Origin of the sequence: Pseudomonas sp. P97.38 (assembly GCF_001269745.1) — a bacterium.
GTDB classification, from domain to species: domain Bacteria; phylum Pseudomonadota; class Gammaproteobacteria; order Pseudomonadales; family Pseudomonadaceae; genus Aquipseudomonas; species Aquipseudomonas chlororaphis_E.
The window spans coordinates 87,278-114,043 of record NZ_LHVJ01000014.1 but is presented as its reverse complement, the minus strand read 5'-3'; the positions used below and the strand labels follow the sequence as shown (position 1 = coordinate 114,043).

Sequence of the window (26,766 nt, the reverse complement as noted above, 5' to 3'; positions counted from 1 at the left end):
CAACGGCTGAGTTGTCATTCGCCTTGGCTGGAAGCATCGGCGACAACGAAATCAATAGAACACAGCATTTTTTATCCAACAACTGTAGGAACTGACAGTGCTCCGTCACGACGGATCGGCCCAGCGCAGGCGCGTGATAATACCGTTCATGTTGGCGCCAGCCTCGCCGACTGCCGCACCAGACCCAGCAATGCAGCGACCGACAACACAATCAACACCACGCCATATCCATCGGTCGTCGGGATCAAGCCAAACACCCGCGTCAGGTTCCCGGCCAGCAACGACGGCAGGCTGAACGCCAGGTAGCTGAGCACATAGAACGCCGACATCAAGCCAGCCCGTTCATGAGGCAACGCCTGCGGCATGATGCTGCGCAGCGCGCCGAGGAATCCCGCGCCGAAACCGCTACCGGTGACCAGGGTACCGACGAAGAACAACGGCAAGCTGGCGCCATGTACCGCAACCAGCACCAACGCCAGGCCGAGCACCAACAAGCTGGCAGCCAGGCGCAGCATCTTGCCCGCCTGCTGATTACGCAGGGTGTAGATGGACAACGCGCCGCTGAGTGTCAGCACCGCCACCAGCGCACCGCCGACCAGGTTGGAGGTCGAGCCCGTCGCCGCTCGCACCAGGGACGGCGCCAGCGATAGATAAAAACCGCCGACGGCCCAGGCCGCCAGGTCCAACGGCAGCACCAGCCACAAGGCACGCCGCGCCTGGACCGGCACGTGCAAGGTCGGGCGCAGGGACCGCCAGGCGCCCGGTTGCGCACTGACGCTCTCGCTCAGGCGCCATAGGTAGATGGCCTGGAATAAAAACATTCCCAGCAGGATCCAGTAGGTCAGTTGTAACGGCCACGGTGCGAACTCGGCCAGCAGGCCACAGCCCAACGCTCCGAACGCCATGCCCAGCAGCGGCGCAACGCTGGTGATCAGCGGGCCTTGCCTGCGGTCGAAGTCCAACAGCGCGGCACCCAGGACACTGGTGGCCATCCCCGTGGCGAACCCCTGGATCACCCGGGCGCCGATCAGCCAGGCGACACTGTCGGCAAAGATGAACAGCAGCATCGCCAGCATGTTGAACAGCAGCGACACGAAAATCACCGGTTTGCGTCCCAGATAATCCGACAGCGAGCCGACGGTCAGCAGTGCCGTCAGCAGGCTGAACGCGTACACACCGAAAATCAGCGTCAGGGTCGCCGGGGAGAATTGCAAATGTTCCTGGTAAAGGTGGTACAACGGCGTCGGCGCGCTGGAAGCAGCGAGAAAGCTGAGCAAGGTGATCGCCAGGAATAACAGGCTGGCACCGGTCGAAGCTGGACGGGACATGGGCACACTCCACACGAATTTTGCAAAAGCTATTTTTTAGCTTTTGCCGAGTGTGCAACCGACATGCGCTTAAAGCAAATTCTTTGTGTTAAGGTCCGACCCATGGCTATTAAAGAAGGTTTACGCCCCGGCGGCAGAAGCGCCCGGGTCCAGGAGTCGATTCATTCGGCCGTTCGGCAGTTGCTGCAAGAGCAGGACCGCGCGAGCCTGACCGTGCCGCAAATCGCCGCGCGGGCCGGGGTGACGCCCTCCACTATCTACCGGCGCTGGGGCGATCTGCCGGCGCTGCTGGCCGACGTCGCCATCGCCCACATGCGCCCCGATACCGAACCGGCCAACACCGGCAGCCTGCGCGGCGACTTGCGAGCCTGGGCCGAGCAATACCTGGATGAAATGAGTTCCGAACCCGGACGCAACATGATGCGCGACATCCAGGCCTGCCCCACGCCCGGACAGTGTGTAGGAATCCTCAGCGGTCAGTTGCAAGTCATCCTGGATCGCTATCCCGACGAACCGAACCCTGGCATCGAGCGATTGATCAATCTGGTAGTGGCGCCGACGGTGTTCCGCATCCTCTTTGCCAGCGAGCCGCTTGCGGTTGAGGAGTTGTATCGGTTGGTGGATATCGCGCTGGGTCAGTAAGGCCGCCATCGCGAGCAGGCTCGCTCCCACAATGGGCCTGCGTGGACGCCGAATCCGTGTACACCCCATAACCCCTGTGGGAGCGAGCCTGCTCGCGATGAGGCCCGCCCGGCCACCTCACCCCCCCAGGATTCTCGCAACCTGCGACACCCCACCACGCCTCGACCTTGGTCGACACTGACGAACCCAGGCGGGCGTGCGAGACTGTCTTGCCGGGCTCAAGCCCCGGTGCCTTTTGTCGGGAGTCTCCATGTCGTTGTCCAGCGGGCTGATCGCCGTTGTCGCCCTGGCCTATATGGCCATCATGTTCGCCATCGCCTTCTACGGCGACCGCCGCAGCACGCCGCTGCCGCCGCGGGTGCGCGCCTGGGTCTACAGCCTGTCGCTGGCGGTGTACTGCACCAGTTGGACGTTCTTCGGCGCCGTGGGCCAGGCCGCCGAACAGCTCTGGTCGTTCCTGCCGATCTACCTCGGGCCGATCCTGCTGCTGGTGCTGGCGCCATGGGTCTTGCAGAAGATGGTGATGATCAGCAAACAGGAGAACATCACCTCCATCGCCGACTTCATCGCCGCCCGCTACGGCAAGTCCCAATCCCTGGCGGTGGTGGTGGCGCTGATCTGCCTGGTGGGCGTGCTGCCGTACATTGCCTTGCAGCTCAAGGGCATCGTCCTGGGAGTGAACCTGTTGATAGGTGCCGGCGCCGACGCCATGGGCACCCGCGCACAGGACACCGCGCTGATCGTCTCGCTGATCCTGGCGCTGTTCACCATCGTGTTCGGGACCCGCAACCTGGACGCCACCGAACACCACCGCGGCATGGTGCTGGCGATTGCCTTCGAATCCCTGGTGAAGTTGTTCGCCTTCCTGGCGGTCGGCGCGTTCGTGACGTACGGCCTCTACGACGGCTTCGACGACCTGTTCGACCAGGCGATGCTCGCACCACGGCTGGAGCAATACTGGAAGGAAACCATCAACTGGCCGTCCATGGTGGTACAGACCGGCGTGGCGATGATGGCGATCATCTGCCTGCCGCGACAATTCCACGTGACCGTGGTGGAAAACATCGAGCCCCAGGATCTGCGCCTGGCCAAATGGGTGTTCCCCGCCTACCTGGCCCTCGCCGCGCTGTTCGTGGTGCCCATCGCCCTGGCCGGGCAAATGATGCTGCCGCGATCGGTGCTGCCGGACTCGTTCGTCATCAGCCTGCCCTTGGCGCAGGCCCACCCGGCGCTGGCGTTGCTGGCGTTCATCGGCGGCGCCTCGGCAGCCACCGGCATGGTGATTGTCGCCAGCGTGGCGCTCTCCACCATGGTCTCCAACGACATGCTGCTGCCCTGGCTGCTGCGCCGCAACAACGCCGAGCGGCCCTTCGAGGTGTTCCGCCAGTGGATGCTGTCGGTGCGCCGCGTGAGCATCGTGGTGATCCTGTTGCTGGCCTATGTCAGCTACCGGTTGCTGGGCTCGACCGCGAGCCTGGCGACCATCGGCCAGATTGCCTTCGCCGCCGTCACGCAACTGGCCCCCGCCATGCTGGGCGCGCTGTACTGGAAACAGGCCAACCGGCGCGGGGTGTTCGCCGGCCTCGCCAGCGGGATTTTCCTGTGGTTCTACACCCTGGTGCTGCCGATCGCCGCCCACAGCCTCGGCTGGTCCCTGGACAGTTTCCCGGGCCTGGCCTGGCTGCACGGCAACCCGTTGAACCTGCCGATCAGCCCGTTGACCCAGGGCGTGGTGCTGTCCCTGGCCGGCAACTTCACCTTGTTTGCCTGGGTCTCGGTGCTGTCGCGCACCCGCGTGTCGGAACACTGGCAAGCCGGACGCTTCATCGGCCAGGAAATCAGCGCCCGCCCCAACGCCCGCTCGATGCTGGCGGTGCGCATCGAAGACCTGCTACAACTGGCCGCCCGCTTCGTGGGCGAGGAACGGGCCCGGCAGAGCTTCATCCGCTTCGCCTACCGCCAGGGCAAGGGCTTCAACCCGAACCAGAATGCCGACAACGAATGGATCGCCCACACCGAACGCCTGCTGGCCGGTGTCCTCGGGGCCTCGTCGACGCGGGCGGTGGTCAAGGCCGCGATCGAAGGCCGCGAGATGCAACTCGAAGACGTCGTGCGCATCGCCGACGAAGCCTCGGAAGTGCTGCAGTTCAACCGCGCGTTGTTGCAAGGCGCCATCGAGAACATCACCCAGGGCATCAGCGTGGTCGATCAGTCACTGCGGTTGGTGGCGTGGAACCGCCGCTACCTGGAACTGTTCAACTACCCGGACGGCTTGATCAGCGTCGGCCGGCCCATCGCCGACATCATCCGCTACAACGCCGAACGCGGCCTTTGCGGGCCCGGCGAGGCGGAGGTGCACGTCGCCCGGCGTTTGCACTGGATGCGCCAGGGTCGCGCGCACACGTCCGAACGGATGTTCCCCAACGGGCGGGTCATCGAACTGATCGGCAACCCGATGCCTGGCGGCGGTTTCGTCATGAGCTTCACCGACATCACCGCGTTCCGCGAGGCCGAACAGGCGTTGACCGAGGCCAACGAAGGCCTGGAGCAGCGGGTGGCCGAGCGCACCTGGGAACTGTCGCAACTGAACCTGGCGCTGACCGACGCGAAAAGCACCGCTGAAGCGGCCAACCAATCGAAGACCCGCTTCCTCGCCGCCGTCAGCCATGACCTGATGCAGCCGCTCAACGCCGCGCGCCTGTTCTCCGCCGCGCTGTCCCACCAGCACGACGGCCTGCCGAGCGAAGCCCGGCAACTGGTGCAACACCTGGACAGTTCGCTGCGCTCGGCCGAAGACCTGATCACCGACCTGCTGGACATTTCCCGCCTGGAGAACGGCAAGATCAATCCCGAGCGCAAGCCGTTCGTCCTCAATGACCTGTTCGACACCCTCGGCGCGGAGTTCACCGTCCTGGCCCAGGAACAGGGCCTGAAGTTCCGGGTGCGCGGCTCGCGACTGCGCATCGACAGCGACATCAAGCTGCTGCGGCGCATCCTGCAAAATTTCCTCACCAACGCCTTCCGCTACGCCAAGGGGCCGGTGCTGCTGGGCGCCCGGCGACGCAACGGCGAGCTGTGCCTGGAAGTCTGGGACCGCGGGCCGGGTATCGCCGAGGATAAACAGCAAATCATCTTCGAAGAATTCAAACGCCTGGACAGCCACCAGACCCGTGCCGAAAAAGGCCTGGGGCTGGGCCTGGCGATCGCCGACGGGCTCTGCCGCGTGCTCGGCCACACCCTGCGCGTGCGCTCCTGGCCCGGCCAAGGCAGCGTATTCAGCGTCAGCGTGCCCCTGGCCGCAGCCCAGGCCAGCGCACCTGGCGCGGTGGTCGAACCCAACGGCCATCTGCCCAGCGGCGCGCGGGTGCTGTGCGTCGATAACGAAGACAGCATCCTGATCGGCATGAACAGCCTGCTGACGCGCTGGGGTTGCCAGGTGTGGACCGCGCGCAACCGTGACGAATGCGAGCATTGGCTGGCCCAGGGAGGCCGGCCGCAACTGGCGCTGGTGGATTTTCACCTGGACGGCGGTGAGACCGGCACCGAGCTGATGGCCTGGTTGCGCACGCGCCTGGGTGAACCGGTGCCTGGGGTGGTGATCAGCGCCGACGGTCGGCCGGAAACGGTGGCCCAGGTGCACGCCGCAGGCCTGGATTACCTGGCCAAGCCGGTGAAACCGGCGGCATTGAGGGCGTTGTTGAGTCGGCATTTGCCGTTGTGAGAAACATCGTTTTCCTGCCTGATACATAACCCTGTGGCGAGAGAGCTTGCTCCCGTTGGGCTGCGCAGCAGACCCAGTTTTTTGTGAGTGCTACGCACTCAAGCGGGAGCAAGCTCCCTCGCCACGGGTGTTGTTTCAGCTTAGAGGTTCGCATCAAGCATCGGGCTTGACACTGGCCTCTTCCGGCAACTCCGGCAACCCATCCGCATCCGTCATCGCCCGCTCCAGCAAATCGGCCGGCAGGTTCTTGCTGGCCCGGGCGCCGAGGAGCTTGAGCTGTTCGCTGCGGCTGATCAGGTTGCCGCGCCCTTGCGTCAGCTTGTTGCGTGCCGCGCTGTAGGCCTTGTCCAACTGCTGCAGGCGACTGCCGATCTCGTCCAGGTCCTGGATGAACAACACGAACTTGTCGTACAGCCACCCGGCCCGTTCGGCGATTTCCCGGGCGTTCTGGCTCTGGCGTTCCTGTTTCCACAAGCTGTCGATCACCCGCAGCGTCGCCAGCAAAGTGGTCGGGCTGACGATCACGATGTTGCGGTCGAAGGCCTCCTGGAACAGGTTCGGCTCGGCTTGCAGGGCGGCGGAAAACGCTGCCTCGATCGGCACGAACAACAACACGAAATCCAGGCTGTGCAAACCGTCCAGGCGCTTGTAGTCCTTGCCGGCCAGGCCTTTGACGTGGGCCCGCAACGACCCCACGTGTTGCTTGAGGGCGAGCAGGCCAATGGCGTCATCCTCGGCGGCCACATACTGCTGGTAAGCCGTGAGGCTGACCTTGGAATCGACCACCACTTGCTTGTCGCCAGGCAGATAAATCAGCACATCGGGCTGGAAGCGCTCGCCATCCGGGCCCTTGAGACTGACCTGGGTCTGGTACTCACGACCTTTCTCCAGGCCGGCGTGTTCGAGTACCCGTTCCAGGATCAGCTCGCCCCAGTTGCCTTGGGTTTTCTGGCCCTTGAGCGCGCGCGTGAGGTTGGTGGCCTCGTCGCTCAGGCGCAGGTTCAGCTGTTGCAGCCGCTCCAGCTCCTTGCCCAGCGAGAACCGCTCCCGCGCCTCGGCCTGGTAACTCTCCTCGACGCGTTTTTCGAAGGACTGGATGCGCTCCTTCAAGGGGTCGAGCAATTGGCCCAGGCGTTGCTGGCTGGTTTCGGCGAAGCGCTGTTCACGCTCGTCGAAGATTTTCCCGGCCAGCTCGGCAAATTGTGCCCGCAGTGCGTCCCGCGAACCTTGCAGGTCATCCAGGCGTTGCTGATGGCTTTCCTGTTGCTCACGCAGCTCGGCTTGCAGCGACGCCGCCTGGGCATCGAGGCGGCGCAGTTCCGCTTCCTTGTTGGCACGTTCCAGGTTCCAGGCGTGGGCTGCGTCGCGAGCGTTGTCCCGCTCGATCTGCAACAGCTCGACTTCCCGGGACGCGGCGGCAAGCTCGGCCTGCTTGGCGGCGTTGGCCTGGCTGAGGTCGCTGATCTCATCGCGGCAGGCATCAAGCTGGGCATTGAGGCCGTCGTGGGCCATGTGCGCGGTGGCCAGGCGCTCTTCCAGCAAGGCCTGTTCGGCCTGCGCGGCGCTCGCCTGGCGTTGCAGGTGCCAGGCCAGGCCCAGCAACGGCACCGCCGCGCCCGCCAGGCCGAACAACAGGCTGGTCAAATCCATCGCCATGACAATTCCCGCGTAAGAGATAAAGCCCGAAGGTTACCCAAGCTGGCGGGGCATTGCCCAGCGCGGTCTTGAATTTCAGTCGTCGATTTCACCGAGGGCCTGACGGGCGCGAGAATCGCCGGCCCGGGCAGCCTGGCGCAACAGGTCATGCCCGATCCGCCGATCCCGGGCGTTTCCGCATTCACGGCACATCAACTGCCCTAGACGACTTTGCGCGGCGACCACACCTTCACGGGCCGGTTGCTTGAGCAAACGACCGGCCAAGTGCTTGACGCTGGGGTTTTCTCCCAGGCGCGGGCTGTCGAGCAGCCATTCGGCGACCCGCATCGAAATGCGCTTGGTTGGGGTAACACTGGGAGGGGTACCGGTAACAGGATTTGATACGGAGCGAAACTTCATAAAGCACTGCGGGACAGATCGAAAGGCGCGCCACTCTACTCCTTTTTTCCCACGGGTAAAGTCGAAAAAAACCGGCACGCCCGTGCTAGAGCAAGCGCTTTGGACAATCCACAGAAGCTGTGGATAACTCAGTGGACAACCCCCCTCTAACTCGCCGAAAGCCCTATGGAACGGGGCCTGCGCTCAAACTGACGATTTTTTCACCAGTAAAAAAAAGCGATGTTTTTCATTGACTTAAATTTTCGATGCAGGCACTGGCAAGGGTTTGTTTCGACATGACAGTAAGGTGACAAGTGGCGCAGCAAGTGTGCACAAGTAACACCCGAAGCGGTTATAAGCGCCTGCTTTTTTGTGTCATCGCGCAGTGGAAGCTGGGGATAACCCTGGCGTAACCCACGGCAGGCATGGCCTGGAGCCATCAGCGAACACTGCGCAGTATGTGCTAGAGTTACCGCCCCCTCGCCCCGCTCCTGCGGGCATTTGAATATTTTTTAACCAATTCCCTTTCCTTCAGTCATTCGATCCGTTACTATCCGCGGCGTTAGTACCAAGCTGAAAGTCAATTCCGGGTCGAACACTTCTCTGCGGTCAGCCATCCCAACACGGACGCCTGACCGAAAAAAAGAGACCGACCCCCTCGATGGTTTCCAGGTAACGCTTGCGCCAACACAGCCTTTGATCGAATGCGAAGGGTGTTGCCAGGCTCACTGCTCTGACCGAACCAGCCTGCAAATTGATCAGGATCTTCACCCCGGGCCCAGAACCTTTGCCCCTGATGTGTTGCCTGCCCTCCTAAGTACCTACCTGCCAGCCCAAGCGCGCACTGTCTATAGCGCTCAAACTGGCTGCTTTGTTCCAGTCGGGTTCTTCGTTCGACCAATGGTGGTCGACGTTACTGGAACGTTTTAATGTTGCACGGTTCTTAACCGTGTCATTTGTAGGAACACCCATAACATGTCGACTCAAATCCAGACCCAGGATGCCATCCGCACCCTAACCAACGCTTTTGCCCCAATGAACTGCCTGATCATGGCCGCTCGCAAAGGCTGCTTCAGCTTCACCGTGGTCAACGAACACGGCATCGCCCGTCACAGCGAACGCCTGTATCCCGATCAGTACTCCAGCGCAGAACCGCTGCAGGCCGTGATCGAGCGTACTCGTCAGGCACTGGTTGCCTGATTCGCCGCCAAGGCTGACACCCCAAAGGCCCCGCCCAGAAAGCGGGGCTTTTTATTGCCTCATCATTCCCACGCTGGGCGCGCAAACGCCTCGGCCAATGCCCAACATTCGGCCGTGCAAGGCCGGGAAAAGCGAAACGGCGTAAGCACCAAGGGATATAAGGGTTATAACCGTTGGCCGAAGATGTTTTAAAAACAGTCCTTTACAGCGCAAATATGACACTAGACTTCAACTCAAGCGGCATGATCCGCTTCCGGCGGAGCCTGAACCGATCCACCGCTGCCAAGCCCACACCCTTCAGGCTCCGCCCTTTTCACGCTTCGAGGGTCTTATGGGTATCGCTGCCAGCGAACTGTGTCGATATGTGATCCGCCCGACGCTCCTTTACCTGGAGCGCCACAGTGCAACGGCGGAATCCTTGTTACTGGGCATTGCCGCCAGCCAATCGGGCCTCGGTTCTGCACTGCACGACCGGCGCGGGCACGGCCTGTATCGCATCACCGAACCCCGCCACCGGGCGCTATGGGACCATTACCTGGCGCTGGACCCGGAACGCGCCAGCCTGGTCCGCGGCCTGGCCAGCCAGCACGCCTTTCTTAGCGGCCCGCACCTGGAACTGACCGTCAACCTGCGCTACGCCACCGCCATCGCCTGGTTGCTGGTGGAAGAACAGAATACCGCCCTGCCCGATGCCGACGATCTGCTCGGCATGGCCCGCATCTGGCGTCAGACCTTTCACCCGCAGGGGCGTCTGCGAGACTTCACCTTCGCTTGGCAAAGCTGCGTTTCATCCATGAATCCGGTCGCTTGCTGATGGGGAATTTGGAAACTTCCTACAACGGACGTAAATCCGGTCGGATTGTCCTACAAAACCGCTCTAAATCAAGCCATACAGGCTATAGCGCTTGGACGAAAATGTTGGTAATTTTCGCCCCGGTGACCATCAGGAGTTCTAACAATGAAAAAAATCATGCTCAAAACCACCCTTGGCCTTGCCGTTACCTTGGCATCCACTCAACTTTTCGCCAGTGGCTTTGCCTTGAACGAACAAAGCATCAGTGGCATGGGCACTGGTTTCGCAGGTCGTTCTTCTGCTGCCGATGATGCGAGCACCGTGTTCGGCAACCCTGCCGGCATGTCGCGCCTCAAGCGCCAGCAGGTCACCGGTGGCTTCGCCGCCATTGATGCCTCCACCGATATCGACGATGCCAGCGGCACTCACGCCGGCACCAACAAGGGCGACATGGTCCCGCTCACCGGCGTTCCGATGGGCTTCTACGTCAAGCCGATCGATGACCAATGGGCTTTCGGCCTCGGTGTGTACGCACCGTTCGGTCTGATCACCGATTATGAAAACGGCTTCCAGGGCGGCAACTTCGGCAGCAAGAGCGAAGTGAAAGTCGTGACCTTCCAGCCTACCGTCAGCTATGCCTTCAACGACAAGGTCTCGATCGGCTTCGGCCCGACTGTCAACCGTATTTCCGGCTCGCTGGAATCGACCCTGACCACTCCACTGTCGCCGAATGACGGTGATGTGAAAATCAAGGGCGACGACATCGGCTACGGTTACAACATCGGCTTGCTGGTCCAGGCGACCGACACCACGCGCGTCGGCCTGACCTATCACTCCAAGGTCAAGTACAAGCTCGAAGGTCACACTGAAGTGAACCCAGGCGCCGGTACCCCTGCCTTCCTGCTCAACAATGGCCGCTACGACGCCTCGCTGGACATCACCACCCCGGAATCGGTGGACTTCTCGGTGACCCAGGAGATCAACGATGCCTGGAAAGTCTATGCCGGCAGCACCTGGACCCGTTGGAGCCGCCTGAAAGAAATCACCGTGAACAACGACGGCGTAACGGCAGCTGGCGGAGCCCTGGCCCCTGCGTTCCTGGGCAGCATCACCGAAGAACAGAACTGGCATGACACCTGGGCCTACGCCATCGGTACCTCTTACCAGCTGAACAAACAGTGGGTCCTGCGTACCGGTCTGTCCTTCGACCAGTCGCCTACCAACAATGAAGACCGCTCGCCACGCATCCCAACCGGCGACCGGACCATCTTCAGCCTGGGTGCCGGCTGGAGCCCGACGGACGACCTGACCATCGACGTGGCGTATTCCTACCTCAAGGAAGAAAAAGTCAGCATCAATCAAACCAACGCCCTGGGCCAATCCTACAGCGCTGAATACAAAAACAGCGCCAACGGCTTCGGTGTCGGTGCAACCTACCGCTTCTGATGTTTCACGGCGAAGCTGAACCCTCCGCCGACTGAAGCAAAAAAAGCCCCGCACTCTGCAAAGAGGCGGGGCTTTTTCGTGGCCGGCGATCAGGGCTTGGAGGCGATGGCGGCTTCCACGGCCTTGATGAACTCGGGGTCATCGGGCTTGATGCGGCTGGAGAAACTGGCGACGACCTTGCCCTGGCGGTCAACGACGTACTTGTAGAAATTCCATTTCGGTGCGCCAGACTGTTCCGCCAGGTGCCTGAACAGCGGGATGGCGTCGGCGCCGCGCACCGGTTGCGGCTCGGTCATGGTGAAGGTCACGCCGTAATTGACGTAGCACACCTTGGCCGTTTCGGCGCCGTCCTTGGACTCCTGCTTGAAGTCATTGGAGGGCACGCCCAGCACTTGCAGCCCTTGGTCCTTGTAGCGCTGATTCAGCGCCTCGAGGCCTTTGAACTGCGGGGCGAAACCGCAGAAGCTGGCAGTGTTGACCACCACCAGCGGCTTGCCGGCGAAGCGCTGGCACAGGTCGATGGTTTCCTTGGCCCGCAGCTTGGGCAAGGAGCCTTCCAGCAACGGTGGGCAATCGGCGGCCCAGAGGGGGCCGGCTACGGCCAGTAGGAGCGTCGGAACAGCAAGCCAGCGCATCAGCATGTCGGCATTTCCTTATAGGCATTCAGCCTACGACGTTACTCGCCGAGCCCGACCTCGTCCATCGTTCAGCAGGTTCCCATGCCCAATTGCATCAACGCCAGGCCGCCCTGCTGCCAGCCCCACCAGGCGAAGGCCAGCAGCAAGCCGGCGCCGAGCGCCACCAACCACGGGCCGACGCGGCTCATGCGGCACCGGCCTGGACTTGCAGGCGCGCCACCGGACGCTCACGCACCGGCCAGTTCAATGCCGCCGCCAGCAGGCTGAGGAGGATCGACACCTGCCAGATCAAGTCGTAGCTGCCGGTGCGGTCGTACACCACCCCACCCAGCCAACCGCCGAGGAACGAACCCAACTGGTGGAACAGGAACACGATCCCACCGAGCATCGAAAGATTTCGCACACCGAACAGGGTGGCGACGGTGCCGTTGGTCAATGGCACCGTGGACAACCACAGCAAGCCCATCGCCATGCCAAACAGATAGGCCGTGGTGGTGGTCACCGGCAGCCACAGGAACAAGCCAATCACCAGCGCCCGCAACAGGTACAACCCGGTCAACAGGCGCGGCTTGGACATGCGCCCGCCCAGCCAACCGGCGGTGTAGGTGCCGAAGATGTTGAACAGACCCACCAGGGCCAGCACCGTCGTGCCAACGCTGGCGGCCAAGTGCTGGTCCACCAGGTAGGCCGGCAAATGCACGCCGATGAACACAACTTGGAAACCACAGACGAAAAACCCCAGGGCCAGCAGCCAGAACCCCGAATGACTGCACGCCTCGCGCAACGCTTCGGACAAGGTCTGCTCGGGGCCGGTCACCGGCAACGGCGCGTCCTTGAGCATGCTCACCAACGGCACGATCAATGCCACCAGCAGGCCCAGCACCAACAAGGCAGCCGACCACCCCAGCCAACCGATCAGCCCCAGCGTGCCCGGCAACATGGCGAACTGGCCGAAGGAACCGGCGGCACTGGCGATGCCCATGCCCAGACTGCGTTTCTCCGGCGGTACGGCCCGGCCGACCACGCCCAGGATCACCGAGAACGAGGTGCCGGACAGGCCGATGCCGATCAACAATCCCGCGCTCAACGACAACGACCAGGCCGAATCCGACAGCCCCATGAACACCAGGCCGAGGGCATACAGAACGCCCCCGATCAGCACCACTTTCGCCGCGCCGAAACGGTCGGCCAACGCCCCGGTGAAAGGTTGCGCCATGCCCCAGATCAGGTTCTGCAAGGCGATGGCAAAGGCGAACACGCCGCGGCCCCAGCCGAACTCGGCGCTCATGGGCGCGAGGAACAGGCCGAAGCCATGCCGCACACCCAGGGACAACGCCAGGATCAGCGCGCTGCCCACCAGGACCCAACCACAGGTACGCCACATCGATGTCATTCTTATTCTCCGCTCGCGGGTATATACCCGCTTGTATTCGAACGAACCGGCTTTACGCCAACTCGTCCAGCAAGGCCAGCAACGCCGTGCGCTTCTCGGCGCCCAGCTTATCGATCAAGCGTTGTTGCGCCGCCTCCCAGGCCGGCAGCGCCGCCGCCAACCGGGCGTGCCCGGCGTCGGTCAGCACGACAATGCGGTTACGCAGGTCCTCGCCCTCGGCCAGTGCCACCAACCCTTCGCCCTCCAGCACCCGCAGGTTACGCCCCAGAGTGCTGCGGTCCAGGCCCATGGCCTCGGCCAGGGAAGAAATACTCGGTTGATCCAGGCGGGCCAGGTTGCTCAGTAAAGAATACTGGGCAACGTTGATCCCGAAGCCATCGAGGGCGCCGTCGTAATACCTGCTGACGCCACGGGCGGCGCGACGCAGGTTGATGCACAAACATTGGGAAGCAAGCATGGGTGCGTGTATATACCCGCGATGGGTGGAATGCAAATTTTAACGACAACAATCAGGTAACCGAACACCACGACCTGTCATGTCTGACAGGTTTCAGGGGGCTTGAATCGGGATATAACGAACCCGTGCCTCAGCCCTGACCAGGGGCCTGGAGAAAGGTCGTGCGAACCCGGCCATCAAACGGCAGGAAACTTCGCCGGCCCACGTCATTAATGATGATTGGGAGTTGCAGTCATGTACCACACCACGGCGCATTCTGGACATTCCTCACCGTATCAGACCCATTTCGCAGCCACCGAAAGCAAGCCATCCCAAGTCGTCCGACTCACCAACCGGGAGAAGGAGTTCCTGCAATGGAGCGAGGTGGGCAAATCCTCCTGGGAGATTGCGGTGATCTTCGCTTGCAGCGAGGCCAACGTGAACTATCATTTCAACAACATTCGCCGCAAATTCGGCGTCAGCTCCCGTCATCTTGCTGGGAAGATCGCGCGTGAGCAGGGGTTGATTTGATTCTTCAGATGACGGCATATAAGTCTGAATTGCCCGCTCTCTTCAAGAGAAGCTGAGCTCTTCACTCAGACACCACCAAATTGTCGACGCAGCGTAGAGGGAATGCCTGTGTTGGTGAGGTGCAGACGAATATTCCTGAAGGGCTATGCATGGATAAGCCCCACAGGCTAGTCAGTTGACTTAATCACTTACTTGGCTCCTCTGATTTCGGTTGCCATTATCCAAGCTCGGATCTCTTGCCGCTCCGCCCCGCTCATAAGGTGTTTTTTAGGGGTGGTTTAATCGGTGGCGTTGTTGATGCAGGTTTAGCAGCCGAGGACGAGCCAGAGGTCTGAGGAAACTTGGAAGGCGCAGTCGAGGCCATTGTTTTTGATCCGCTGGACGCAGATGAGAGCTTCGACGAGGAGGCGATCGGGGTAGACTCAGCAGCCATGGATCGCGCGGACGACGCCCCAGTCGCTACTGTACTTGTATTTCCACGTGGCCCCTGAGTGACAGGGTTGGATCTACTTTCCGCTACAGCGGGGCGTCCCGCCCTGACCCGTGTAAAAGAACTTAAGCTATTTTGCCCGGATCCCCCTCGCAATAAGCATAGGCATTAATCCCCCCTCCCCAAACGGACCCAACTGTCCGGACTGTGGAATCCCATCAACGACAAATTGAACGCCCGGTAGCCGTTGCCCAGTAAATACCAACCGGGGTGCGCCTCCTGCCTCTCGCCGTTATGACCCAAGTGAGTGTTGACCGCGGCCTCATCCGGGCGATGGCCGTACGGCGAGTACGCAATCGCCTGGGTCGCCCCCTGAGTGGTCTCACAGAGCACACTGTTCTTGTTATCTGCGGCCAACAATACCGACTTTGGGCTGGCACCTGCCTGGCGCTCAGCGAGCACAACGTCATCTGCCCGCAGGAACCTGGCGCTGTTGGCAACCTTGACCTGGCTCGTCAACGCTCGGTCCTGGTAGAAGCGTTGCTCTGGCCCGTTCCCATCGTCCAGCCCCGTCAGCGTATCCAGCAGGCCTTAGCTGTAGCCGGCAGGAGGCTCGCCCGATAAACCGCTGACGGAAATCAACCGACCGAGGGGGTCGTATTCAAGTGTACGGTTTTCTTCGTCGCGGATAAGGTGACCGTCCACGTTGTACTCCAACTCAATTCGGGCAGGATAATCCGCGTGGGTGTTGGTGACGCTACGCAGTTGCGTCGGATCGGGCTGCATATCGTAGGTATAGATCGCACGGTTGGTGCCGCCGGTAAAGGTGGTCAGCACCAATTTGAGGTTATCCAGCTCATCAAACGAAAAAACCTGACGCTCGATGGGCTTGCCGTACGGATCAATAGGCGGCTGAGTGCCTGTACACCTGTAGTCAGTCAGACGCCCGCGCAAGTCATAGCCGTAGGATTCGTCACGCAGCACTTCGGCCCCCTGCCGCAAGGTCCGCTGCTTAAGGCCATCGACATCGTTGTAGACTTGGCTGAGCTGTTGTTCGACGCCGTCGAGATCGAAGGTGCGCAACGTTTCACGACCGAACTCGTCGTACTCTAAGGTGATACCCACACTTTGCCCACTCAGGCCATCCTGTGTGTGGATGGTTGCAGTCTGGCCCAACGAGTCATAGGTAAACGTCGAGACGGTCGTGCCCAGCTGCGTTTGCTCCAGGCGTCCCTGGGCGTCGTAGCGATAATCCTGTTCCTGACCGAGGACATCGGTGTAGGCCCACAAGCGTCCGAGTCGGCTGTAACGGTAATGCATGGTGTACTCGTCACCGTCGACCACTCGCCGCTCGCTTTTCAGTTCACCGGTACTGTAATAGTCGCGGGTGAGCCGCAAGCCCTGTTCCTCGCAACCGGTCAGGCGCGCGTTTTCCCGGTCGTATTCATAGTCGGCCAGGAGGCTTCCTGCCAGTTGCCGACGCAGCGGTTCGGTCCCCAACTCCGGTTGATATTCGTACTCGATGACCGCGCCGCTTGGGGTGGTCACCGTATGAGGTTGCGTTTGCCCAGGCTCATAGGTGAAAGACTGCCCACGACCGCCAGTGTTCGAGTGGGTCATGCGGTCCAGACCATCGAACTGTTGGGTCCCGAGGACGATGTCGTTCACGCTGATCGACACCGGCAGGTCCTCGCGACTGTGCTCGGCATAGCTGCGCCGAACCACGGCGGTGTCCGGCAGTGTGTTCTCGGTCATTCGGTCGAATGCGTCGTAACCGTAGAGCGTCACGCGCTCAAGTTCCGGGAATCCAACGATCTCTTTTGCGGTCCGCCCGAGCCCGTCATAAAAATATCGATGCAGACTGATCGCTTGCCCGGACAGATCGAACCGTTCGGTACGGGTCGGCTTTTCGAAAAGATTGAGCCATGTCTCGGTGACGCCACTGACTTTCGGCGTGGGTAACAAACCTTCGCGCCAACTGCGTTGAATCGGGCCTTGCGATTCGGGCGTACCGATCGGGTCTGTCTGCTCGAAAGTCTTCACGCCGTCGGGGCCGGTGACACAGTATTGCTCACCCCAGTCGTCGTACTCATAGGCCGTCGTCAGAACCCGTACGTCGTCACCCAGCCAATCGTGTTCGGACTCCTGGATCAGATGACCAAATGCATCGTAGGATGCCGCGTAGACCTGACGCGGTGTGTCGGCGCGACTGGGATTGTCCGCGTCGTCCCGTTCTTCGTAGATGGCTCGGTTGAGCCCATCGAACTTCGTACAGGTTTTCACCCGCTTGACGTCAAATAGCCACTGCTCGGCCTGCTCTCCAGCCTGGGCACACAGAAAATACTCATAGCTGCGGTACGCCGCGAAAGCGGTGCCGGGCGCAACGGTTTCCCGGGTCACTCGCCTGAGCGCGTCATAGGCATAATGGATTTCCACATCGTTGTCATCGCGGTTGAGCAGGGGCTCTCCATTTAGCACCGAATGCCACAAGGTGATGACCTTCTGGACGTTTTTCCCTTCCTGCTGGTGGTCGAAACCAGACAGGGTTTCAACAATCTGCAGCACGCTTTCCTTGAACACCGGACTGTCCAGGGTGCTGTAGGCATAGTCGGTGCGAGTGGCTTTGCCATTCAAGGTCACCGTCTGGCGCACGACACGACCATGCAGGAACGCATCGGTGCGGTCGTCGATGTGTTCGAAGAGCGTGTGTTCCAGCTCGGTTTCGCTGCTGGATGTCAGTTGCACGAGTGCCTGACTCTCTTCAGTGAGCCACTTTTTCTGAAGATCCTCCAGCATCGGCAAGGCCTTGTAGCGATAACGGGTGCACAGTGTCGGGGCCTGGCCATCGGATGAGGGCGCGGGGTTGACGGTATGTTCCTTCAGTTGCCGCACAAAGCCCTCGGGATCGGCCGGACAACCATCGCCCCCCGCGGAGGGGTACCAAACGTTGGTTTCGATAATGCCGTTGGCCTGGGTTTGTACCCGCAGGTTGCCGTAGTTGTCATAGGTGCTGCTGACGGATTCGCTGCGTCGGTGGTTCGGATTATCGAGCTGCGACCAGACGGTCCTGACCGTATTGGGCAATTGGCAGTAGTTGGGTTGCTGGTCGAACTCGACACCCGGAGTCAGGTAATAGGTGGTTTCCACCGTTTCGACGTTGTTGTTCTGAGTAGTAGTTTCATGGGTCAGTAAATGGAACTGGTTGAACTTGCGTTCGATCTTTCGCACCGGATGCGGTTCCGGGTCCGAATCATCGGGCGCCCAGAGGGTTTCAATGCACCCGTACTCGTAAACACCGACGTGCTTGTAAAGGTTATCGAGGCCATCGTCATCCCAGGCCAGGCGCAGCCCGTTACCCAGGAAATTCGTTTCGGTGTCGTTACCCTCAAGCTTGTAGGTGTAGCGGACATCGACCGGCGCCTGGCCAAAACCTGGCTCGGTGAGGTGCCGGGTGACTCGCGGTAACGGCGTGCGCCCACTGTTATCGGGAAATTGATGACCAGCGTCCTGATAGAACAGCTCTTCACGCCCGCCGACGGGTGTCTCTACCCAGGTCACGCACAGGTGATCGCGGATCCGGTTGTAGCCAAAACGCCAGGACGCCTCGTTCGCCGTTGGCAGGATGATACGGGTGACATATTTGTCAGAGCCTTCCAGCATCATGGCGAAGCGCGCCAATGGACCACCTTCGGGCCCAGCGGTCGGCTGCAGCAGCACCTCGACGGACGTACTCTGACGGTCGAGCGATAACAGGGTCTGGCCCGAATCATCCTTGATCCAGGCCAATATCTGCTGGGTACCGCTGAACGGCGCATAGCCAAGGGTGACCTTGTGCCCGGAAGGAGCGCGAATCTCGACGGGCAATGCCACTGCGTTCTGTGAACTGCCCATGACCTCGAGTATTTCCACCAGCCCGGATTTATGCACGACCCGGTAGTGGCTCTCGTCCTCTTGATGGAAATGAAAGCTGTCGAGTTTCTTTTCTTTCATCAGCAACTGGCCACTGGCGCTGTCGCTGCCGGTAACCTTGAAAGTCTCACCCGTGCTCAGGGCCAGGATCTGGTCGCTGGGCGTGTACTGCGACAACTGCAGGTTCCAGCCATAACCGTAGCCACTGTCTCGGGTATTGAGCGGGTTGTAGGCCAGCTTAAGTGGCACCTCGGGCCCGCGCAGATGATTGGCTTTGACGTCGGGCAGGCTGATCATGAATGTACATTGCCCGGTGCGTGGATCGACGCCACCCTCCGTAAAACTCATGAAATTGAAGGCGTTGGAATGCACAGAAGTCGAGGCGGTCATGGAGTAATCCTCAGATGTCTGAATCAATAGGTCGGCGACAGCGCATTACCGTCAAGACTCAATGCTTTCCAGCATCTGGCCGCTGCCCGCTCCGATATCCAAAGTTCAAGGTCTTGTCAGCTATCCGTGTGATCAAGGTATGAATTGTGTATGCACCAACCTGTTTCGATTCCCCATGGTGTCAGGTGGGAGGAAAGAAATGCGTCGCTTGTGTGGGTTGCCCCGTTGATCGATCAATACCACAGCCAAGTCCCGTGACAACTTGTCCCTGGCACTGTTACCTCGGCGCACGTAAGGAATACGATCAGAACGATGCAACGTGATGACCAACAGGCCTTTTTCAAAGTTTGATTGGCTGACGCTGATATCAAGCGATTCATCCTTGACGATATCCTTGAGGGCGCTGTCGAACTTCACCTTGTCAACTGGCTCGTTCCTCTGCGGATCATCGAAGATATAGCCTGTCCAACTGAACATGGTTTCGGCCAATTGCTCGCTTTCCCAGCGAATAGTGGACGTCTGAGGCGTTAGATAAACATCGGCGTTATCTACTGAAATAAACTCTACCGTTTCGAAAGGAACTCCTCGAAGACTTAAATCTCCACTGTATCGCAACGACCAGTAATCGACCGTGCGCAGATGGAAATCGAAGTCATCTTCTTCGGGGTCCTCGGGAGCGCCTGACCCGCCACTGACCCTTACCCGTTCGAATTGGTATTCCGACGGTTGAAACTGCGGGATGGCCAGCGGTGTGATTTCAATTTTGTTGTTTACCTCGCCAGCAAAATCGGTTGACTTCCACCATCTTTGGTCGCTGTCCGCCTGAAACTTCACGTGAAAATCCTTGGACTCATTGGGCCTTCCCCGAGTGTGGATATAAATGGATTGCCGACTGATGGCAGCCCTGGGCGAGTTATCCTGCACGGCGACCCTGGGCTCGGCCAGTTCAAAACGATTCTCGAACAAGCGGCTGCGCCATTTTTCCGTATCTGATTCCGCAATGCCGTCAAGCGGCTCCTCGACCGGTTCTATTTCATCCCCCGTGGCATCGTCCACCAACTTAAGGCTGGCCTTCTCGGTAACGCTCAAGGGGTATTCCACGCCATCGACAGGAACGGTCTCGACCACAATCTCCGCTTTCAGTTGCTGGTAACCATTCGCATACAGCCGGCCATAACGTCCCTGTTCAGGCCCGCCAGGTACCTTCACGGTGAACTGGGAAAGCGCTTTCCAGCTGGGCTCCGGTTCCAGTTCGGAAAGATCCACGACGCTGTAGCCGCTGGACAAGACCACCCCATTGCTGACGATTTCGCACTGCACGACAGTGCTCGATGCCGGGCCTTGGGCCGATGCGGTGAAATGCCCCGTGGGACTGACCTGCCCTGCGCCGCTGATCACTTTCCAGCGCCGGGGAAGATTGGGCAACAGCGTGGTGTCATCCCGCAGTTGTATCGCCACGGACTTTTGTACCGCTGGAACATAGGCAGGAGCGATCCGTAGTTGTTGTTGCCCGTTCTGCAACACCAGTGATAACAGCCGCGTTTGCGTACCGGCGACTTCAACTTGCTGCACGGCCAGGCTCTTGGTTCTGGACCGCGCATCGGGAGTGAACGTTGCCTGATGCCCCTCGGGAGTCAGCGCACCGTACAGCGGCGCCAGAGGCGTCCATGTCACGTCCGTGGCGTCCGCGGTCGAGGCCTTTAACACGATGGGCCGTGATTGTGCCTGGGCCGAATAAACCGCCGTTCGCGGCGCCACCGTCACGCTTTCATACGCCACCAGCAATAAGGCCGATGCCGTGTAGGTAATATCCCCAACGATATATTCCGCCGTCACCACCACATGCAGCGACTCATGGCCGATGGTATTCGCGGAGGCAGCGGTGTACAGCCCGTCGCTGATCCTGCCATGACCCGCGGCAGTATGACTCTGCAGGCTGACCGCCTTCCAACTGCTGGCCTGGATGGGCGTCCCATTCCAATCCAGTAACCGAAAGCGTTGCGTCCCTCCGGCCTGGATAGTCTGGAACGTGGGTTCCAGGGTAATGCGGGTCCGTTTCGGATTGATGTTGCCAAACACCGCCAGATCGGCAGGCGCATGTCGCTCGCGCTCTTCAAATACGTTGTCACCGGGAAACAGCAGGTTGTTGAGTACGTCCAGCCGGTTATCCTCGATGTGAGGAATCATCGCTTGGGACAGCACCAGTGCCGCCGTATACCGATCGCTGCCATCGGCTTCCTGATCATCGGGAAGCAAATACGGGAAGGTACCATCCGGCGGGAAACGCCCATCGACAGTGTTTCCCTGCAACCGTATGAAAATTACCACCCCGCCCTCTCCGAAATTCAACGCTCCCCTGACCTTCGCCCCTGGGGCTGCCTGGGTGAGGATGCGAAATGAGGTGGGGGTCAAATAGCTGTGGCCTTTAAGTTCGAGCATCCCCAACTGGAAGACACTCCTGTGCGCTGGCAGCCCGACGAACCATTGTTTCAAGAAATTCGACAAGTGCAGGTTCGCTGCCTCATCTTCACCGGCCAGGTTGCAGCGAACGTTAACCCCTTCGGACAAGTTCAGCTTCACCTTGCCCTGCTTATCGATTTCACCCACGACCATGGACAAATCAATATCCATCTCGACGGTCAGGCCCTGCGATTCGGTAATATTGAACGTCGATGAAAGCGTCTTCAGCGCGCCCGCTGCCTGACGTGACTCGGCATAACGGCCGCTCAGGACATTCATCGTCAATACCGCAGTTGAGTTCGTCAGCGACGCAGTGTTGAACGACAACCGTGGCGCCCCTAATGTCATGTTTTCCAGTTCGACGTAATGGCCCCGAAGCTCGTCCAGAAAGACCCGCCCAGTCAACGGTGGCAAGAAGCCTAAGCCATTGAATCGCTCTATATATTGCTGCTCCAACAAACGATTCAATCGGCCACGACTGAATATAGAAACAGCCCCCCAACCTTGGGTCACCGAACCTTGCCGCATACGTGCGAGGAGACTTTCCAACGAATTGCCAGACATGATATTGCCCTCTCATCCACTTAAGAAAAAAAGCAATACAACGGTGCTTGCCAGTTATTGAGCCAAGGCTTCAAGCACGGTGGGGAAACCCGAGAGGGGCAGCGGCAAAATGATATAGCCTTCGAATGTACCGAAATCACCGCCGTCCACCGAAACGGTAATCAGAACGAACCGCTCCTTGGCCGAAAAATCATCGCTATACAGGCCCGACGCCGCATCAATCGATCCCGGCCCACCGAGCGGAAGCGACCATTGGCCGTTCTTGGGTTGATTGTTTACGAAGGCCTGTAATTGAATTTGCCCCTCTGGCAAATCCGGATTCTCTACCGGCCGGATCTTGGCGCCGGGCTCGTTCTGAAGAACCAGGACGTACGCAGACTGCGCGTGGGCGCCATGACTGACCTCGATTTCATCGAGCACGAAGTTTTTCGTGGCCACCTGCGGGCCAGCGATGTAAGCATGGTCCCCCCCCGGTTTGTCACTGGCGACCACATCACCGCTTTCGCCGGCGACGGGATTCTTGATGGCCCAATCCAATGCGCTCCCATCCAGGTGACCCGCCGACAGCTCTACCCGCTGGCCGTGATAGCACACCTGGATCTGCGGATTGACAGTGATCGGGCTCGCCAGGACCGTCAGCAGTGTCACGCTTCGTTCACCGGAGAGCGGATCATGGGCAATGACCAACACCCTGTTGAACGAGCCGTTCATGGCATGGGCAGGAGGTGCCTGGTACAAGCCGGTTTGCTCGTCGATTTCGCCAGGGTTGCTGCCGCTATCGGAAAGGTTTTCCACGGACCAGCGCAGGCCGGCGTGCACGGGCTCCGTGGTCAGTTGCAGGGGCCTGCCGGCCGCCACCATCGGTTGGCGCTCGACAATGGAGAATGACGCGCCGGATGTATTGATCTGACCGAACATCGCTAAATCGGAGGGCAAGGCCACACGGGTCGGTTGCGCGTTGCTGCTGCCTATTACCTGCATCCCCGTCAAAAAAGTTTCCGACGAAGCCGTTGTCAAGGTGGTGGCGAACCGCTCAAGGATTGCCCTTTTCACGGTATTGGCGACAAAATCCTTGATCTGCTCCAGTTCCTGGCCCTCGATCGTTCCGGGAAGCCCGGAAACATGTTCGACCTCCTGCGTATCGGTGTATGGCACGAACAACTCGCCTTCCATGGCTGAAACGCCTGACTCATCGGCAAACAACCGGAACTCGTGCTGCAAGTCGATGCTGAACGTGGCCGTATGCGCGCTCCAGGTCGTGCCTCCCAAAGGACGGTACCTGAACGACAGGGAGAAGGTGCTTTGCCAGTGTTGCAACACCTCATCCTGGCCAAACTCGGCGGTCAGCGGTAATGCCCCTTGTGTGGCCGGAACGCTGAACGCTTCGGACTCGAACTCATAGTCAAGGCTGTTGTAGCTGCCCGCCGTGGCCTGCAAGGCGCCGCGCTTGGCGACCATTTTTGCCAATCCTCCGCCCTGATCGAGCGTGCGCTCGAATTCAGCTCCATCCAGCAACTGTACGAGGGCATGGGCGAAGGCGGCGCGATGAATCAACGCCAGGGAGAACAGCGCCGTCTGCGAATAGGTGTTTTGCGCGTCATCGTCGGGAATCAGGTACCTGAAGCCGGAATTGTCACCGGGGAATGTACCCGAGCGCCCTTCGCTCATACGCACAAACAGTAACAGGGCACCGTCTTCGCCTCCGAGCGTCAGGACCTGAGGATCGCGAGCCTGGGTCCGCACATCAATGCTCTGGGCGAACATGAAGGGATTCCCCTCGTCGGGAAACGTACTCAGGGTATAAACGCGTCGGTCTGTGTCCAACCCCTCGAACCAGCGCTTGAAGAGTGTCCCCGCTTCACGTTGCTCCGTTGGGGTATTGAACAGTTTCAGCAAGACTTCCTCGCTGTCCGTAAGGTCCGCCACCACATCGCCAACCTCCGCCGTCAGGGGCAGGTCCAGCGTCACCTGCGTACCATCCAGTGGATCGAGGGCGCTGAGGCTGGTGACGTTCTTCTGACCCTGGACGGTTTCCACCATCATATGAATGCCCTCTACGACGGCCAGGCTCAGGGAGGTCGTGGCAGTCTGAAGGCTGGGGTGTTCAAAAGAGAGTGCTGGCGCGCCTAATCTGAAATCCGTCAGGTAATGGGTAATGTTGGTTTCGGGGATGTCCATGGCACCCGTGATAGCCCCCAGATCGGAGCCCTGACTCAAGCGAGTGATATGGTCCTGCTGCAGCCCCAGGTTAATCTTGCCTCCCTCCAGGGCAACGATCAGGTCCCAGCCGCGCATCTGGGAATTGCCGCGCATCCACGCCAATAGACTTTCCACCGAATGACCGGCCATGACATTGCCTCCAGTAGGGTCTGTACACATAACAGGGTCTGCATCTACCGCTTGATGACCGATGTTCATTGACTCAACACCTCAAGCACTTGTGGGAACTCAAGCAGCGGCAGCGGCAGGATCAGATGGCCTTCGAACTTGCCCCAATCCGGATCATCAAGTTCAGCGAAAATCAATACGAATCGTTCGGTTGCCGTTGGGTCAGCCTGGTACAGCCCTGTTGACGCATCGATGGAGCCTGGCCCACCCAATGGAAGCGTCCATACGGGGCTTTTAGGCTTGTTATTGACCAGGCCTTCAAGTTGTACCTGTCCTTGCGAAATATCGGTGCTGAGCATCTTGACCGTCAGTCCGGGGGTTCCTTGCAGCGCCAGGACGTGGACGGACCGGGTCTGGTTCGTCCGGCGGTTTTTGACTTCTATTTCATCGAGCACGTAGGTTTTATCGGGGACCTGAGGCCCATGGTGATAAACGTGATCACCCTCGGGTTTATCACTGGGTCGTACCTCGCCACTTTCATTCGCAACAGGATTCTTGATCGACCAGAGCAACTCATCTTCACTTAACGAACCTGCTTTCAATTCGACACTGTTTCCGATGTCGCAAATCTGGATCAAAGGGTGGATGGACAATTCGTTCACCAGTACGGTCACCAGTGCCGAAGTGCGGTAACCCGAACCTGGGTCAGTCGCCGTGACCCGTACCCGCTTGAAACGGCCCTCGATCGAAGCGGCCACTGGGGGGTTGTACAAGCCATTGGCATCAATATCTCCTGGATCGCCCGCGTCCTCGACCAGCGCTTCCACCGCCCACTGCACCCCGGGGATCGTGGGTTCAGTACGGAACTGTTGGGGCACGCCCCCTGAGACCAATGGCTGCATCGGGTTGATGACGAAAGAAGTCTGAGTCGGGTTAATGCGGCCGAAATAGCCGATATCGTGAGGAGAACGAATTTGCTCGTGCGTTATGGCTTGACCGAAACTCATTTTAATGAGGTCATCGATGAGTGGCTTGAGCGCAATACTTGCTGAAAGAACTTGAACGTGTAGCTTTGATCGTATCGAAGATTCGCCAAATTGAGTATGAATCCCTTCAAGCGTCTTCACAAACAGGTATAAAACCAACCCAAGAATGAGCTCCGCAATACCACGAGCAGACTCCTTCTGCTCAATAGGCTCATCATACATCGGAGATATGGACATATTGAATATGGCAGGCTTCATTACAGTCTCGACTTTACCATCGCTGCCGGCAACATCAACCAATTCGAACACAGCCTCTAATTCGTAGATCATATCCACGCCCATATCAATGGGCCCTACCGTGTCTGAATTATGATCCGTGTAGTACAACTCCAGGTCCTCAAGGCACTCCGACCGCCAGCGCATAGAAGCACCACGTGAGGACAATGTTAAAGTAAAAGGCTGATCGCTGTTCGCAAGTACAACCGAGGCCTTCCGTTTCACAATCGCCTCGACCGTTACGTGTTCAATTGTTAAAGGAAACCGGTACTCATGATCGACGCCAATTGTTATTCCTCCACTTTTCACAACCACTGTGTCCAGCTCATTTTCGGCGTTATACAGGTACTCCAGATCATCTGTACTAAACAAAGTTTTCACGGAATCAATCAATTGCTGCTGCCATCCCAACATAGGCGACAAGCGCGCCCAGTCGAACAAGACAGTCGCGGAGTAGTCTTTCTCGGCATCATCGGGAATTAAATACCTGAAGTCAGAGTTTTCCCCCGGAAACTCCCCTTCCTTGGTGGAATCTTCCATACGCACGAAGGCCAAGATAGCGCCATTCCCATGCTCGGACGATCGTGGATCCCGGGCAGCCGCCCCGCTTGCCTGAGTGCGCAAACCAAATGATTTCGGCCGCATGGACTCATTCGTCCCGCGCTCGATCCTACCCAAGGGCCAGATACGTTTATCATCCGACAGCTGGTTGAACAGGTCCTTGAAGAAATTCCCGCCCAAACGCTGTTCTTCTGCCGTCTCGCCAAAGGTCAGTCTGAAGTTATCGCTTTTTTTCAAATCCAGCATGATTCGCCCGTCTACATCGACATCACCGGGGACTTGATGCAAGAGTAAATCCAGATACAACTTCGGCCCCTGCAACGGATCGATCTCGTCGACTTTCTCTACCTTCCACCCCACGCTTTCTTTACTAAGCGTCAACTGACTGCCTCCTACAACGGACATGGTCAACATGGCTTTGGAGTCATTCAGGTTGGCATTCTCGAACGACAGCAACGGAACATCCATCACAAAGTCACTGATAACCTGCATCCATCTATTGTCGACAATCGACACTTCCCCCCTGATCGGAGGCAAATAGCTTCCGCTATCAAAGCGACGGATATACTCCTGACGCATTAACAAGTTTGCCTTGCTTCGCTCCAGTGCAACAATCATTCCCCAGTCCAACAGGCGCGTCTTGACTTTCATCCAAGCCAGCAACGATTCCATCGAATTATTTGACATCACGCACACCTCA

16 protein-coding genes are annotated in these 26,766 nt (G+C 59.4%); 6 read left to right on the top strand and 10 right to left on the bottom strand.

Going from position 1 to position 26,766, the window contains the following annotated elements; genetic code table 11:
• Positions 1-146: 146 nt before the first annotated feature.
• Entirely contained in the window at positions 147-1,328 is a 1,182-nt protein-coding gene (locus tag AD664_RS08895; RefSeq protein ID WP_053145967.1) for an MFS transporter, read from the bottom strand.
• Between the two features lie 102 nt (positions 1,329-1,430).
• Here AD664_RS08895 and AD664_RS08890 point away from each other — a divergent pair, with 102 nt between their 5' ends.
• Positions 1,431-1,970, top strand: coding sequence for a TetR/AcrR family transcriptional regulator (locus tag AD664_RS08890; protein WP_053145965.1), 540 nt, complete (start codon positions 1,431-1,433; stop codon positions 1,968-1,970).
• 250 nt (positions 1,971-2,220) lie between these two features.
• Positions 2,221-5,691 (top strand): PAS domain-containing hybrid sensor histidine kinase/response regulator, encoded by a 3,471-nt coding sequence (locus AD664_RS08885; protein WP_053145964.1) that lies wholly within the window; start codon positions 2,221-2,223, stop codon positions 5,689-5,691.
• 153 nt (positions 5,692-5,844) lie between these two features.
• On the opposite strand, the gene rmuC is transcribed toward AD664_RS08885, so the two are convergent.
• Entirely contained in the window at positions 5,845-7,233 is a 1,389-nt protein-coding gene (gene rmuC / locus AD664_RS08880; protein ID WP_172679712.1) for a DNA recombination protein RmuC, read from the bottom strand.
• Positions 7,234-7,422: 189 nt separating this feature from the next.
• A complete protein-coding gene (locus AD664_RS08875; RefSeq protein ID WP_080922070.1) occupies positions 7,423-7,746 on the bottom strand; it encodes a sel1 repeat family protein in 324 nt (107 codons plus the stop codon).
• Between the two features lie 954 nt (positions 7,747-8,700).
• Between AD664_RS08875 and AD664_RS08870 the strand changes: the two genes are divergently transcribed.
• From AD664_RS08870 to AD664_RS08860, 3 genes are all read left to right on the top strand, one after another.
• Positions 8,701-8,925 (top strand): hypothetical protein, encoded by a 225-nt coding sequence (locus AD664_RS08870; protein ID WP_016773719.1) that lies wholly within the window; start codon positions 8,701-8,703, stop codon positions 8,923-8,925.
• 331 nt (positions 8,926-9,256) lie between these two features.
• Complete coding sequence (locus AD664_RS08865) at positions 9,257-9,739, top strand: hypothetical protein (protein WP_053145961.1); 483 nt, start codon at positions 9,257-9,259, stop codon at positions 9,737-9,739.
• Between the two features lie 144 nt (positions 9,740-9,883).
• On the top strand, positions 9,884-11,164 hold the full coding sequence (locus tag AD664_RS08860; protein WP_053145959.1) for an OmpP1/FadL family transporter: 1,281 nt from the start codon (positions 9,884-9,886) through the stop codon (positions 11,162-11,164).
• Between the two features lie 89 nt (positions 11,165-11,253).
• Here AD664_RS08860 and AD664_RS08855 read toward each other — a convergent pair whose 3' ends face one another.
• The 3 genes from AD664_RS08855 to AD664_RS08845 all read right to left on the bottom strand — a co-directional run bounded on the left by AD664_RS08855 (position 11,254) and on the right by AD664_RS08845 (position 13,652).
• Positions 11,254-11,805 (bottom strand): glutathione peroxidase, encoded by a 552-nt coding sequence (locus tag AD664_RS08855; protein WP_047736510.1) that lies wholly within the window; start codon positions 11,803-11,805, stop codon positions 11,254-11,256.
• Positions 11,806-11,986: 181 nt separating this feature from the next.
• Complete coding sequence (locus AD664_RS08850; RefSeq protein WP_053145957.1) at positions 11,987-13,195, bottom strand: MFS transporter; 1,209 nt, start codon at positions 13,193-13,195, stop codon at positions 11,987-11,989.
• Between the two features lie 52 nt (positions 13,196-13,247).
• Positions 13,248-13,652: a MarR family winged helix-turn-helix transcriptional regulator gene (locus AD664_RS08845; protein ID WP_042730082.1), complete on the bottom strand. Its 405-nt coding sequence runs from the start codon at positions 13,650-13,652 to the stop codon at positions 13,248-13,250.
• 234 nt (positions 13,653-13,886) lie between these two features.
• On the opposite strand from AD664_RS08845, the gene AD664_RS08840 reads away from it, so the two are divergent.
• On the top strand, positions 13,887-14,162 hold the full coding sequence (locus AD664_RS08840) for a LuxR C-terminal-related transcriptional regulator (RefSeq protein WP_053145955.1): 276 nt from the start codon (positions 13,887-13,889) through the stop codon (positions 14,160-14,162).
• Positions 14,163-15,183: 1,021 nt separating this feature from the next.
• Here AD664_RS08840 and AD664_RS08835 read toward each other — a convergent pair.
• The 4 genes from AD664_RS08835 to AD664_RS08820 all read right to left on the bottom strand — a co-directional run bounded on the left by AD664_RS08835 (position 15,184) and on the right by AD664_RS08820 (position 26,753).
• Positions 15,184-18,891, bottom strand: coding sequence for an RHS repeat domain-containing protein (locus AD664_RS08835; RefSeq protein WP_256207090.1), 3,708 nt, complete (start codon positions 18,889-18,891; stop codon positions 15,184-15,186).
• 132 nt (positions 18,892-19,023) lie between these two features.
• On the bottom strand, positions 19,024-21,915 hold the full coding sequence (locus tag AD664_RS08830) for a hypothetical protein (RefSeq protein WP_157061557.1): 2,892 nt from the start codon (positions 21,913-21,915) through the stop codon (positions 19,024-19,026).
• A 54-nt stretch (positions 21,916-21,969) separates the two neighbouring features.
• On the bottom strand, positions 21,970-24,264 hold the full coding sequence (locus AD664_RS08825; protein WP_053145951.1) for a hypothetical protein: 2,295 nt from the start codon (positions 24,262-24,264) through the stop codon (positions 21,970-21,972).
• A 65-nt stretch (positions 24,265-24,329) separates the two neighbouring features.
• Positions 24,330-26,753 carry a hypothetical protein gene (locus AD664_RS08820; RefSeq protein WP_053145949.1) on the bottom strand — a complete coding sequence of 808 codons (2,424 nt, stop codon included), beginning with the start codon at positions 26,751-26,753 and terminating at the stop codon, positions 24,330-24,332.
• Positions 26,754-26,766: the final 13 nt, after the last annotated feature.

Excerpts from the sequence above, each read along its gene's own strand:
- AD664_RS08870 (WP_016773719.1), top strand. The coding sequence starts at position 8,701 with ATGTCGACTCAAATCCAGACCCAGGATGCCATCCGCACCCTAACCAAC.
- AD664_RS08840 (WP_053145955.1), top strand. The coding sequence starts at position 13,887 with ATGTACCACACCACGGCGCATTCTGGACATTCCTCACCGTATCAGACC.
- AD664_RS08860 (WP_053145959.1), top strand. The coding sequence starts at position 9,884 with ATGAAAAAAATCATGCTCAAAACCACCCTTGGCCTTGCCGTTACCTTG.
- AD664_RS08855 (WP_047736510.1), bottom strand. The coding sequence starts at position 11,805 with ATGCTGATGCGCTGGCTTGCTGTTCCGACGCTCCTACTGGCCGTAGCC.
- AD664_RS08830 (WP_157061557.1), bottom strand. The coding sequence starts at position 21,915 with ATGTCTGGCAATTCGTTGGAAAGTCTCCTCGCACGTATGCGGCAAGGT.
- AD664_RS08825 (WP_053145951.1), bottom strand. The coding sequence starts at position 24,264 with ATGGCCGGTCATTCGGTGGAAAGTCTATTGGCGTGGATGCGCGGCAAT.
- AD664_RS08890 (WP_053145965.1), top strand. The coding sequence starts at position 1,431 with ATGGCTATTAAAGAAGGTTTACGCCCCGGCGGCAGAAGCGCCCGGGTC.
- AD664_RS08835 (WP_256207090.1), bottom strand. The coding sequence starts at position 18,891 with ATGACCGCCTCGACTTCTGTGCATTCCAACGCCTTCAATTTCATGAGT.
- AD664_RS08865 (WP_053145961.1), top strand. The coding sequence starts at position 9,257 with ATGGGTATCGCTGCCAGCGAACTGTGTCGATATGTGATCCGCCCGACG.
- AD664_RS08895 (WP_053145967.1), bottom strand. The coding sequence starts at position 1,328 with ATGTCCCGTCCAGCTTCGACCGGTGCCAGCCTGTTATTCCTGGCGATC.
- AD664_RS08885 (WP_053145964.1), top strand. The coding sequence starts at position 2,221 with ATGTCGTTGTCCAGCGGGCTGATCGCCGTTGTCGCCCTGGCCTATATG.
- AD664_RS08875 (WP_080922070.1), bottom strand. The coding sequence starts at position 7,746 with ATGAAGTTTCGCTCCGTATCAAATCCTGTTACCGGTACCCCTCCCAGT.
- AD664_RS08845 (WP_042730082.1), bottom strand. The coding sequence starts at position 13,652 with ATGCTTGCTTCCCAATGTTTGTGCATCAACCTGCGTCGCGCCGCCCGT.
- AD664_RS08820 (WP_053145949.1), bottom strand. The coding sequence starts at position 26,753 with ATGTCAAATAATTCGATGGAATCGTTGCTGGCTTGGATGAAAGTCAAG.
- AD664_RS08850 (WP_053145957.1), bottom strand. The coding sequence starts at position 13,195 with ATGACATCGATGTGGCGTACCTGTGGTTGGGTCCTGGTGGGCAGCGCG.